The 11,189-nt window shown below is 71.3% G+C and carries 11 protein-coding genes; 5 read left to right on the top strand and 6 right to left on the bottom strand.

Annotation, left to right across the window (positions count from 1 at the left end; translation table 11 throughout):
- Nucleotides 1-26 precede the first annotated feature (26 nt).
- From KKR89_RS16290 to KKR89_RS16270, 5 genes are all read right to left on the bottom strand, one after another.
- Nucleotides 27-374, bottom strand: coding sequence for a nucleotide pyrophosphohydrolase (locus tag KKR89_RS16290; protein WP_208287402.1), 348 nt, complete (start codon nt 372-374; stop codon nt 27-29).
- Nucleotides 375-501: 127 nt separating this feature from the next.
- A complete protein-coding gene (locus KKR89_RS16285; protein WP_214765524.1) occupies nt 502-2,559 on the bottom strand; it encodes an elongation factor G in 2,058 nt (685 codons plus the stop codon).
- 164 nt (nt 2,560-2,723) lie between these two features.
- Nucleotides 2,724-3,692 (bottom strand): FKBP-type peptidyl-prolyl cis-trans isomerase, encoded by a 969-nt coding sequence (locus tag KKR89_RS16280; protein WP_208287404.1) that lies wholly within the window; start codon nt 3,690-3,692, stop codon nt 2,724-2,726.
- Between the two features lie 131 nt (nt 3,693-3,823).
- Entirely contained in the window at nt 3,824-5,518 is a 1,695-nt protein-coding gene (locus tag KKR89_RS16275; RefSeq protein WP_214765521.1) for an alpha-amylase family protein, read from the bottom strand.
- Nucleotides 5,515-6,546 (bottom strand): TIGR03885 family FMN-dependent LLM class oxidoreductase, encoded by a 1,032-nt coding sequence (locus KKR89_RS16270; protein ID WP_214765518.1) that lies wholly within the window; start codon nt 6,544-6,546, stop codon nt 5,515-5,517. The genes KKR89_RS16275 and KKR89_RS16270 overlap by 4 nt, the downstream gene beginning before the upstream one ends.
- 129 nt (nt 6,547-6,675) lie before the next feature.
- Here KKR89_RS16270 and KKR89_RS16265 point away from each other — a divergent pair, with 129 nt between their 5' ends.
- From KKR89_RS16265 to KKR89_RS18640, 5 genes are all read left to right on the top strand, one after another.
- A complete protein-coding gene (locus KKR89_RS16265; protein WP_214765515.1) occupies nt 6,676-7,320 on the top strand; it encodes a hypothetical protein in 645 nt (214 codons plus the stop codon).
- Between the two features lie 15 nt (nt 7,321-7,335).
- On the top strand, nt 7,336-8,010 hold the full coding sequence (locus KKR89_RS16260) for an RHS repeat-associated core domain-containing protein (RefSeq protein ID WP_214765790.1): 675 nt from the start codon (nt 7,336-7,338) through the stop codon (nt 8,008-8,010).
- A gap of 125 nt (nt 8,011-8,135) precedes the next feature.
- Nucleotides 8,136-8,381 carry a hypothetical protein gene (locus tag KKR89_RS16255; protein ID WP_208286368.1) on the top strand — a complete coding sequence of 82 codons (246 nt, stop codon included), beginning with the start codon at nt 8,136-8,138 and terminating at the stop codon, nt 8,379-8,381.
- A gap of 85 nt (nt 8,382-8,466) precedes the next feature.
- Nucleotides 8,467-9,972, top strand: coding sequence for an RHS repeat-associated core domain-containing protein (locus tag KKR89_RS16250; RefSeq protein ID WP_214765513.1), 1,506 nt, complete (start codon nt 8,467-8,469; stop codon nt 9,970-9,972).
- Nucleotides 9,973-9,998: 26 nt separating this feature from the next.
- Complete coding sequence (locus KKR89_RS18640) at nt 9,999-10,388, top strand: variant leucine-rich repeat-containing protein (protein ID WP_208196351.1); 390 nt, start codon at nt 9,999-10,001, stop codon at nt 10,386-10,388.
- A 150-nt stretch (nt 10,389-10,538) separates the two neighbouring features.
- Here KKR89_RS18640 and KKR89_RS16240 read toward each other — a convergent pair whose 3' ends face one another.
- Nucleotides 10,539-11,126, bottom strand: a complete 588-nt coding sequence (locus KKR89_RS16240; protein WP_243882957.1) for a response regulator — start codon at nt 11,124-11,126, stop codon at nt 10,539-10,541.
- Nucleotides 11,127-11,189 lie beyond the last annotated feature (63 nt).

Below are 11,189 nucleotides of genomic sequence, written 5' to 3'. Positions count from 1 at the left end.
CGGGGAGGGGGTGGGGGCGTGCCGGGTCAGGGCTTGTGAGGGGCGACGCCGCGGTGGTCCGCTGCCGGGAAGCGGCGGTGGGAGTCGGCGAGCTTGGCGCGGGCCGCGGCGCCCAGGTCGACGCCCAGGACGTCGGCGAGCCGGACCAGGTAGACGAGCACGTCGGCCATCTCCTCCGCGGCGCGCGCCTGCCGGTCGGGCACGGCGAAGCGTGCGACCGCGTCGGCGGCGGGCACCCACTGGAACAGCTCGGCGAGCTCGCCCACCTCACCGACCAGCGCGAGGACCAGCGACTTCGGGTCCTGGAACTGCTCCCAGTCCCGCTCGCGCGAGAACTCCCGCACCGCTGCCGCCAGCTCCTCGATCTCCGCCACACCCCCATCCTGCCGCCACCACCCCGCCGGGCGCGGTACTCCACCGCCCGGCGCGGTTACTCGTGGCTGCCGCGCTCGGCACTGGACCACCGCGCTCGACGGAGGGGGGTGCGTGGGGACGGGTGGGTCAGGCGGGTGTCAGGTGGTCCGGGCAGGGGGCGTAGTGGTCGGGCAGGACCGTCAGGCCGGCGCGGCCACCCGTGAGCGAGCGCAGGTCCAGGACGTAGCGCCGCAGCTCGGCCTCGGGGACGGTCGCCTCGACGACGACCTCGCCGCCGTCGAGCGAGACGGTGTCGGTGATGTGCCCGCGCCGTGCCGACAGGTCGCTCATGACGTCGCCCTGCGCGGACGTGGGCACGGTGATCTGCACGCGGCACACGGGCTCCAGGACGACCGTCCCCGCCGTGGCGAGCGCCTCCTTGAGGCCCGCTGCCGCAGCCGTGCGGAACGCCATGTCGGACGAGTCGACCGCGTGGGACCGGCCGTCGTACACCTCGACGCGCACGTCGACGACCGGGAAGCCGTGGGGCCCGCCCGCCGCCATCGCCTCACGCACGCCGCGCTCGACGGCCGGCAGGTACGACCGCGGGATGGCCCCGCCGACGACCGAGTCGACGAAATCGAAGCCCGTCCCCGGCGGGAGCGGGGCGACGCGCAGCTGCACGACCGCGTACTGACCGTGGCCGCCGGACTGCTTCTTGACCTTGCCCTCCGCCGCGACTGGCCGCGCGATCGTCTCGCGGTACCCGACGGGCACGGGCGACGTCGTGACGTGGACGCCGAAGACCCGCGCGAGCCGTTCGAGCGCGACGGCCAGGTGCGTGTCGCCCAGGCCGCGCAGCACGGTCCGGTCACCGACGCGCTCGACCGTGAGCGTCGGGTCCTCGGCGGCGAGCCTGGCCAGCGCGGCGGACAGCCGGTCGTCGTCGGACTGCGTGACGGGGTCCAGCGCGAGCGCGTAGACGCCGGGCCGCTCGCGCACGGGCGGGGCGGTCATCGACACGCCGGGCGTGCCCTTGGCCGCCAGCAGCGACCCCGCGGGGGTGCCCGTGAGCTTGGCGACCGCCGCCACCTGCCCCGCGACCACGACGTCGACCGGCAGGTGCTCCTTGCCGCGCAGGCGGAACAGCGCGGGCAGGCGCTCCTCGGTCCGCGTCGTGGTGTTGACGAGCCGGTCACCGGCCCGCACGGTGCCGGACAGCACGCGGAACAGCGTGACCTGCCCGACGAACGGATCGGCGGTCGTGCGGAAGGCGTGCAGCAGCGCGGGCCCGTCCGGGTCGGGGGCGACGGGCACCTCGACGTCGCCCGCGCGCACGGTCCGGGTCCGGGACTCGGGCGCGGGGCACAGCGCGCAGAGCAGCTCGACCAGGCGGTCGACGCCGACCCCCGTCGTCCCGGAGGCGACGAGCACGGGCACGGCCTCGCCGGCGCACACCTCCTGCGCGAGCGTCCGGCCCAGGTCCGCGACCGACGGCACGTCGCCCGCGAGGTACCGCTCGAGCTGCTCGTCGTCGTGCGCCACGATCTCCTCGGTGACCTCCTCGTGCAGGCGGTGCTCCTCCGCGAGCAGTCCCGCCGGCACGGGGGCGCTGTGGTGCCGCCCGTCGCCGTCGTAGCCGTGGCCCTCCTCTGACAGGACGTCGGCGACGCCCGTGAAGGCCGTCTCGTCGCCGAACGGCAGCTCGAGCGGGACGATCACGTCGCCGAACGTGTCGCGCAGCTGCGCGAGCACCCGGTGGAAGTCGGCGCGTGCCCGGTCCTCCTTGGTCACGACGACGACCCGCGGCACGCCCGCCTCGGCAGCGGCCCGCCACGCCAGGTGGGTGCCCGCCTGGACGCCGTCGACGGCGCTGACCACGACGAGCGCGAGGTCGGCCGCGCTCAGGGCGGCGTCGACCGCACCGGCGAAGTCGAGGAACCCGGGAGTGTCGAGCAGCGTGACGTCGTACGTCTGCCCGTCCTCGGCCCGCCATCGCAGGGGTGCGACCCCGAGCCCGAGGGAGATGCCGCGGGCGATCTCCTCCGGCTCGTGGTCGCTGACCGTGGTCCCGTCCTCGACGCGGCCCGCGCGGGGGATGGCGCCGGCGCGGTGCAGGAGGGCCTCGGTGAGGGTGGTCTTGCCGGCTCCCGACGCGCCCAGCAGCGCGACGGTGCGGACTGCGGACGGCCGTACCTGGTCCATGTGGACCCTCCCACGCTGGAGGTGATCTTCGGCCCAGCGTAGGACCAGGTGCCCGTGAGCAGCAGGACGAGGGTCCCTGGTGAGGGACGACGACGGGCCGGGTCGTCCCCTCGTGCGAGGGGGCGGCCCGGCCCGTGCGTCAGCTGCGGATCAGGTGCGGGAGGTCAGCTCGCCGCGAGGATGTCCACGACGAAGACCAGGGTGGAACCCGGCGGGATCCCCTCCTTCTCCTCGTCGCCGTAGCCCTTGTCCGGCGGGACGACGAGCATGACCTGGCTGCCGACCTTCTGACCGACGAGGCCCTCGTTCCAGCCGGCGATGACCGCGGCCTGGCCGATGTTCTCGACCGGGAAGGGCGTGCTGCGCTCCCAGGAGGAGTCGAACTGCGTGCCGTCCCAGAGCCAGCCGGTGTAGTGCACGAGCGCGGTCTGGCCGGCGGCGACCTCCGGGCCGGAGCCCTCGATGAGGGGCTGGACGGTGAGGGTCGTCGGGGCGTCGCCCGACGCGGCCTCGAGCGACGGCGCACCGTTCTCGGCGAGCGTCACGGTGGGCAGACCGTCGGCGGGGGCGACAGCGGTGCCGTCGGCGCGGCCGGGGCGCTTGGCGGAGACCTCGGCGATGGCGAGGGACGAGGTGTCCTCACCCGACGGCACGGCGAACGCGAAGCGGGTGCCGACCTTGCCGCCGACGAGGATGTCGGTGAGCACGGGGGCGAGCGACGCCTCGCTGACGACGATCTGCTCGGGGGCGCCGGCGGTCCACGTCGAGGAGAGCGTGGCGCCGTCCTTGCCGTCGACCCACACGGAGTGCAGGTCGACGAGGTCACCGTCGGCGATGACGTCGCCCGTGCCCTCGTCGAGGACGCGCGCGACGGCTGCCGACACCGTGAACGGGGTCGTGGGGAGCGTCGCCTTGGGCTCGGAGCCGGCGGCGCCCTCGACGGTCACGGCCTCCAGCGCCGCGATGTCCTCCGCGGTCGCCGTGGGTGCGCCCTCGGGGGCCGCGGACTCCTCCGCGGCGGGCGTGGTCGGGTCGTCGCTCCCGCCGTCGCCGGCACAGGCGGCCAGCGTGAGGCTGAGCGCCAGCGCTGCGGCTGCGGCGCGCAGGGCGGTGCGGGTGGTGGGACGTCGCACGACAGAGTCCTCCGGATCATGGGAGACCGTCCCGGATCGGTGGACGGACTCCGGCACGGTACGCGACATTCCTGAACGTCCGCTGGGCGGGCCGGAGCCGAAACGCTTCAGCGGACGGCTCCCGGCCGCACTCACAGCAGGCGGCGCGACCCGGGCTGCACGACGCGCAGCCACCGGTAGCCGTACCCCTCGAGCTCGATCTCGAGCTTCCCGGAGTCGTTCGGCGCGTGCTCGTCGTCCTCCAGCAGGTCGACGAGCCGCCAGTCCCCGTCGGCGTCCGGCAGGTACAGCGGCACGCGCACGGCCTCGGAGCCCAGGTTGTGCACCGTCACCATCGAGGCGTCCTGCCACGTCGAGCGGTACGCGAGCACGCCGGCGTGCGGCTGCTCGAGGATCTCGACCCGGGTGGTCCAGCCCAGCTCCGGGCACTCGCGGTAGCGCCGCGCGAGCTTCTGGACGAAGTTCAGCAGCGACTCGGGGTCCCGCCGCTGGTCGGACACGTTGACGTGCGCGGGCGAGTAGGCGCCCTCCGTCACCGGCCCCGCCAGCCGCGAGGCCGGGGCGGCCGAGAACCCGCCGTTCTTCCCCGACGTCCACTGCATCGGCGTGCGCACGGCGAGCCGACCCTCCGCCGCGAGGTTCTCGCCCATCCCGATCTCCTCGCCGTAGAACAGCACGGGCGTGCCCGGGAGGCTGAACAGCAGCGAGTAGACCATCCGCACGCGGCGCGGGTCGCCGTCGAGCATGGGCGGCAGGCGCCGGCGCAGACCGCGGTCGTAGAGCTGCATGTCGGGGTCCGGCCCGAAGGCCTCGAAGACCTCCTGCCGCTCGTCGTCGGACAGCTTGTCGAGCGTCAGCTCGTCGTGGTTGCGCACGAACGTCGCCCACTGCGCGTCCGACGGGATGTCCGGCCGGGACTCCAGCGCGGAGATGATCGGGCCGGCGTCCTGCCGGGCGAGGGCCAGGTACATCTGCTGCATGAGGACGAAGTCGAACTGCAGGTTCAGCTCCTTGCCCTCGTCCTCGCCGTCGCCCGAGTGGTCCCCGAAGAACTGGCGCTGCTGGTCGTACGGCAGGTTGACCTCGCCCATGAGGATCGAGTCCCCGGTGCGGCGCGACAGGAACGCCCGCAGCTGCTGCAGGAACTCGTGCGGGTGGTCGATGTCGTCGCCCGGCGTCTTGGCCGTGTCGGCGAGGAAGAACGGCACGGCGTCCACGCGGAAGCCGTCCAGGCCCATCTGCGCCCAGTAGCCGACGGTCTTGGCGATCGCGTCGCGGACCTCCGGGTTGGCGGTGTTCAGGTCCGGCTGGTGCTTGTAGAACCGGTGCCGGTACCAGGCCTCGGCCTTCTCGTCGTACGTCCAGATGCCCTCCTCCTTGTCGGGGAAGACGACCTCCTTCGACGTGTCCGGCGGGGCGTCCTGCCGCCACACGTACCAGTCGCGGTACGGGCTGTCCTTCGAGCGCCGCGCGGAGCGGAACCACGGGTGCCGGTCCGACGTGTGGTTGACGACGAGGTCGGCGATGACGCGGATGCCACGGTCGTTGGCGGTGCGGACCAGCTCGACCAGGTCGCCCGCGTCACCGAGGCGCGGGTCGACGCCGTAGTAGTCGGTGATGTCGTAGCCGTCGTCGCGGTCGGCCGTCGGGTAGAACGGCATGAGCCACAGGCACGTCACGCCCAGCTCCGCCAGGTGGTCGATGCGCTGGACGAGCCCGGGCAGGTCGCCGATGCCGTCGTCGTTCCAGTCCATGTAGGTCTCGACGTCGAGGCAGTAGATGACGGCGGACTTCCACCACAGGTCACCGGTGTCGCGGATCCTCACGCGTGGGCCTCCTTCAGGGCGGGGAGCACGTGCTCGGCCGCCATGTCGATGAACGCCTCCAGTGACGACGACGGCTGCGTGGCCGTGTCGGCGGCGTCGGGGTGCTTGTCGTCGGACGGGACGACGTCGGTCGCGATCTGGTGCAGGTAGACGGCGTCGAAGCCGATCTCCGCGAGCTCGACGAGCCGGTCGGCGAGGCGCTGCGGGTCGTGCTCGACGAGCACCGACCCCCGCAGCAGGTCGTCGCTGACCTTGTCGGCGATCTGGTCGAACGCCTCCGGGGTGTCCAGGTCCCACGCGACGGGCGGGCCGATCGCGTTGCCGGCCCACTGCTCCCGCGCCAGGCGCAGCGCGTCGGCGTCGGTGGGGGCGAAGGACACGTGGACCTGCAGGGAGAGCTCGCCGCGGCCGCCCGCGTCGCGGTACGCGTCGACGACCTGACGCAGCTTGTCCTTCGGCTGGTTGACCGTGACGAGGCCGTCGGCCCACCGGGCGTGGTTGCGGGCCGTCGCGACGGACACCGCCGGGCCGATGAGCAGCGGCTTGACCTCCGGGAGCGTCCACAGCTTGGCGCGGTCGACCTTCACGAGGCCGTCGTGCGTGACCTCCTCGCCGTCGAGCAGCGCGCGGATGATCTCCACGCACTCGACGAGGCGCGCGTCGCGCACGGGCTTGGGCAGCCACCCGTCGCCGGTGATGTGCTCGTTCATGTTCTCGCCGGAGCCCAGCGCGACCCAGAACCGGCCGGGGTACATCGCGGCCAGCGTCGCCGCGGCCTGCGCGATGATCGCCGGGTGGTACCGCTGGCCCGGCGCGTTCACCACGCCGAACGGCAGGCCGGTCGTCGCCAGGGCCGAGCCCAGCCACGTCCAGGCGAACCCGGAGTGCCCCTGCGTCGACTGCCAGGGGGCCCAGTGGTCCGAGCACATCGCGGCGTCGAAGCCGCGCTGCTCCGCCAGCTGGGTCGCCGCGAGCAACGCGGACGGGTGGACCTGCTCGTGTGAGTTGTGAAATCCGACGCGCACCATGGGCCCCTTTCCTACCGGCTGGACGCTTGTCCCGCTCGGTGAACGGGCGGAGCAGGGCTGCCCGAGGGGTGGAGATCCCTTGACGTCGAGTCATCGGCCACGGCGGCGGTCGTCGCCGGCCAGGCCCCCGTGCAGTACGCGTACGACCCCAGCGGCCTGGTGAGCGGGCTGACCCACAGCCACGACGGGGAGGTCCAGGGGGACCTGGGCTACCCATACCGTCCCGACGGGCAGCCGGCGGGCGTGACGGGCTCGTACGCGAACGTCGTGCTGCCGGCGGCGCGTGGCGGGCTGGAGTACGACGCGCAGAACCGGTTGGTCGAGGCCGCCGGTGAGGTACTGGAGTACGACGCGGACGGGAACCTGCTCTCGGACGGGTCGCGGTCGTTCGCGTGGGACGAGCTGGGACGTCTGGTGTCGGTGGACATCGCGGGTGGGGATCTGTCCTTCGGGTACTCCCCGACGGGTGGTCGTTCGTCTCGGGGCGTGGGGGACTCGGCCTCGGGCTTCGTGGACGTGGGGGCCAATCCGGCGGTCGAGCTCGATGGTCAGGGGCAGGCCGTCGCGGGGTTGTTGTCCGGGGGGATGGATCAGTGGTTCGCCCGGACGCATGCCGGTGGGACGGACGCGGTGCTGACGGATCTGCTGGGTTCGCCGGTGGGTCTGGGTGGTGCGGACGGGTCGGTGTCGGCGCGGTGGTCGTTCGACCCGTTCGGGGTGGCCTCGGTCAGCGGTGATGTCCATGGTGCGGATCTGGGGTTCACGGGTCGGTAGTTCGATGGTGCGGGTCTGACGTTCCATCGGGCGCGGTACTACGACGCGGGTCTGGGGCGGTTCATCTCGGAGGACCCGATCGGGTTCGCCGGTGGGTCGAACCTGTACGCGTACGGGGCGAATGCGCCGACGGTGTTCACGGATCCGACGGGGCACAACCCGATGCTGATCGGGTGCGTCGCGGGGGCGGCGTTCGATGGTGGGGCGGCCTACATCGGGGAGCGGCTGTCGGGGCGGAAGGTCAACTGGGGGACCGTCGGCGGCGCCGCCGTTGCTGGCTGTGCTATCGGCGCGATGGGTGGGGTGTTCACTGGTCGCATCACCACCGCCAGCCGCCTATCCGCGCCCCGCGCTGGGGTGGGCGCACAAGGCAGGGCTACCGCCCCGGTTCACATGGTCGAAACGTACGCTCCGAAGCCGCTGAAGCCACAAGATGCGGTCAGCCGGTGGGATGATTTTCTGGGTCCTGGGAATCACTCGAACATCCACCCGAGAACCGGCCTACCCGACCCGGATCGCATCGTATCGGCCGACGGTCTCCGCAGTATCCGTTTCGGTGCTCATGAGGCGGGATCCTCGCCCACAAAGTTCCATTTCCACGAGGAGACGTGGGAGTTCGATGAGATCGCTGCTGTTTGGAACCTGCATAATGTTGCAGTTCGTGTCCCGTTCCCGAAGGGAGCTTGGTAGTGCGTGCAATCGCTGTGACGAGCGCCGACCCACATCACCGACGCATAGAACTCGAGACGGAGGCCGGTCGCCTTGTAGGGTTCTGGATGGGCCCGCGACCGGTCGCCGTCGGCGAGAACCTCGACGTGGAGCTCGAGCTGCCAGGTGAGCGGCGACTCGAAGACCTCGTCCTGGACCCTGTTCGAGCCGTGTCGCCCGGGATGCTTCGCGGCACCGTGGCCCGTGTCTTCGACGATGGGGTGATCGTGCTCGAGGTCGCGCGCGCAGCAATGCAGATCCAGCTCGAGCAGAGTGCGCCGATGCGGTTGGCCGTGGGATCGGTCGTCGCCGTCGACGCACGTGACCTGGAGTTCCACCCGACCGGTGTCTAGGGGTGGCGACGTCCCCGACCGCTTGCATCGTCGGCGTTCTCGCCGATCGTGAGGCCTTGCGACGCTCCTGGGCGCGCAGAACCGGTTGGTCGAGGCCGCCGGTGAGGCGTTGGAGTACGACGCGGACGGGAACCTGCTCTCGGACGGGTCGCGGTCGTTCGTGTGGGACGAGCTGGGACGTCTGGTGTCGGTGGACGTCGCGGGTGGGGATCTGTCCTTCGGGTACTCCCCGACGGGTGGTCGTTCGTCTCGGGGCGTGGGGGACTCGGCCTCGGGCTTCGTGGACGTGGGGGCCAATCCGGCGGTCGAGCTCGATGGTCAGGGGCAGGCCGTCGCGGGGTTGTTGTCCGGGGGGATGGATCAGTGGTTCGCCCGGACGCATGCCGGGGGGACGGACGCGGTGCTGACGGATCTGCTGGGTTCGCCGGTGGGTCTGGGTGGTGCGGACGGGTCGGTGTCGGCGCGGTGGTCGTTCGACCCGTTCGGGGTGGCCTCGGTCAGCGGTGATGTCCATGGTGCGGATCTGGGGTTCACGGGTCGGCAGTTCGATGGTGCGGGTCTGACGTTCCATCGGGCGCGGTACTACGACGCGGGTCTGGGGCGGTTCATCTCGGAGGACCCGATCGGGTTCGCCGGTGGGTCGAACCCGTACGCGTACGGGGCGAATGCGCCGACGGTGTTCACGGATCCGACGGGGCACAACCCGATGCTGATCGGGTGTGTGGCGGGGGCGGCGTTCGATGGTGGGGCGGCGTACCTGGGTGAGCGGTTGTCGGGGCGGAAGGTCAACTGGGGGACCGTCGGAGGGGCGGCCGCGTCGGGATGCGCTCTCGGCGCACTCGGAGGGTGGGCGTTCCGAGGTGGCGTTCAAGCGGGCCGAGCCGCGAACGTGGTTGACGATGTGTGCTCTTTTGACGGTGCGACCCTGGTCGTGATGGCCGACGGCAGTCGAAAGCCAATCGACGAGGTCCGCGTTGGAGAGATGGTTCAGGCGATGGACCCCGAGACCGGCGAGGCCGGTGCTCGCGAGGTCACTCACACGTGGATGCACCAGGACACACTGGTCGACCTCACGGTTGAGGGCGGGGCGGCACTTACCACGACCGAGGATCATCCCTTCTGGTCGGTCACAGACCAGCGGTTCGAGGCTGCCGACGAACTCAGTGAAGGCGAGCGGATTCTCAGCGCCGATGGGCAAGAGCTCGAGGTCTACGGCCTCGCGCCCGGCAGCGCACGGCAGGCCTTGGCGTACAACCTCACCGTCGAGGGGATCCACACCTACTTCGTCGGGGTTGGCGACGAGTCCGCTCTCGTGCACAACACCTGCAAAGTGCGCGGCTTGTGGAACATCACCACAGAAGGGACGGCGGCCACCCGAAGAGGTCCGTTCGGAACTTTGTGGAAGAGTAAGTCCGATGATTTATGGTGGTCGCGTGACACGGCTGGGCATGGAGGGTCGGCTTGGAAAGTATACCAAGAAACCCCTAAAGGTCTCGAGTGGATGGCCGGCGCGGATCAGTACGGGGACTTCATCCGTGGCAAGCACAAGAGTGCCGTCGGAGCCTTTATCCCCTGGAGGTTGATCAATTGATTGAGTCTGCGACGCAGTTTCTCGAAATGCGCACGAGCGAGAATCTGCACGACCAAGATCGAGCGTCCCGCGAGAATGCTCCGCTAGAAGTCTGGTTGGAGATCATTGGAAAGTACCCTGACCTGAGGCGTTGGGTCGCTCACAACAAGACGGTTCCTGCTGTCGTGCTGGAGATGCTCGCCGATGACTCGGATCCTACGGTCAGAGCGACGGTCGCAAGGCGGCGCAGCGCGCCCTCACGAGTTCTGGAGCGACTGGCGCGCGACGAGGACGCGACCGTCCGGGCGCGAGTTGCCAGCAATAAACGTGCTCCCCTCGGCGTCGTGCGCCGCCTAGCAGAAGATCAATCCTGGGTCGTCCGAGATGCAGCGAAGAACGCCCTAGAGGCTCGGCGCTCAGCGTCGGACCAGCTGTGATGTCCAGGGAAGTGGTTCCAGGGGAGGTCGTGCAGGACGCCGCGGCACGAGCCTGTGCCTTCGTACCGACGGCGATCCTGACGCGGACTGCCCACGCCGATCGAGATCAAGTGGCCCACCGCAGTACGACTGACCATCTGCGACGACCGGTCAGCCGCGCAGGTCGCGCGCCAGCACCCCCGCCTGCAGCCGCGTCCGCACGCCCAGCTTGGCCAGCAGGTGGCTGACGTGCGACTTCACCGTCGTCTCCGACACCACGAGCCGCGCCGCGATGTCGGCGTTCGACAAGCCGTCACCGAGTGCATCGAGGACGTCGCGCTCGCGCGCGGTCAGGCTCGCGAGTCGGTCGTCGGCCGGGGCGGGCGCGTCGGCGGGGACGTGGGCCGCGACCGCGTCGAGCAGGCGGCGCGTGACCTCGGGCGCCAGCACGCCCTCACCGGCGGCCACCCGGCACACGGCGTCGACCAGCTCGCCCGCGCCGACGGTCTTGAGCAGGAACCCGGCGGCCCCCGCGCGCACCATCCCGAGCACGTACTCGTCGAGGTCGAACGTCGTCAGCGCCACGACCTCGGTTAGCCGCTCACCGACGATCGCGGCCGTCGCGGCGATCCCGTCCGTCCCCGGCATCCGCACGTCCATGAGCACGACGTCGGGGCGCAGCGCGCGCGCCTGCCGCACGGCCACGTCACCGTCGGCGGCCTCCCCGACGACCTCGACCCGGCCCGACTGCTCGAGCATGAGCCGCAGCCCGGCGCGGATCGCCGCGTGGTCGTCGGCCAGCAGCACCCGGACCGGGGTGGT

The organism is Cellulomonas dongxiuzhuiae (genome assembly GCF_018623035.1).
Classification (GTDB): domain Bacteria; phylum Actinomycetota; class Actinomycetes; order Actinomycetales; family Cellulomonadaceae; genus Cellulomonas; species Cellulomonas dongxiuzhuiae.
Note: the sequence above shows the minus strand (reverse complement) of the source record. Positions and strands in the feature narration are given on the sequence as shown.

Excerpts from the sequence above, each read along its gene's own strand:
- KKR89_RS16285 (WP_214765524.1), bottom strand. The coding sequence starts at position 2,559 with ATGGACCAGGTACGGCCGTCCGCAGTCCGCACCGTCGCGCTGCTGGGC.
- KKR89_RS16270 (WP_214765518.1), bottom strand. The coding sequence starts at position 6,546 with ATGGTGCGCGTCGGATTTCACAACTCACACGAGCAGGTCCACCCGTCC.
- KKR89_RS18640 (WP_208196351.1), top strand. The coding sequence starts at position 9,999 with ATGCGCACGAGCGAGAATCTGCACGACCAAGATCGAGCGTCCCGCGAG.
- KKR89_RS16240 (WP_243882957.1), bottom strand. The coding sequence starts at position 11,126 with ATGCTCGAGCAGTCGGGCCGGGTCGAGGTCGTCGGGGAGGCCGCCGAC.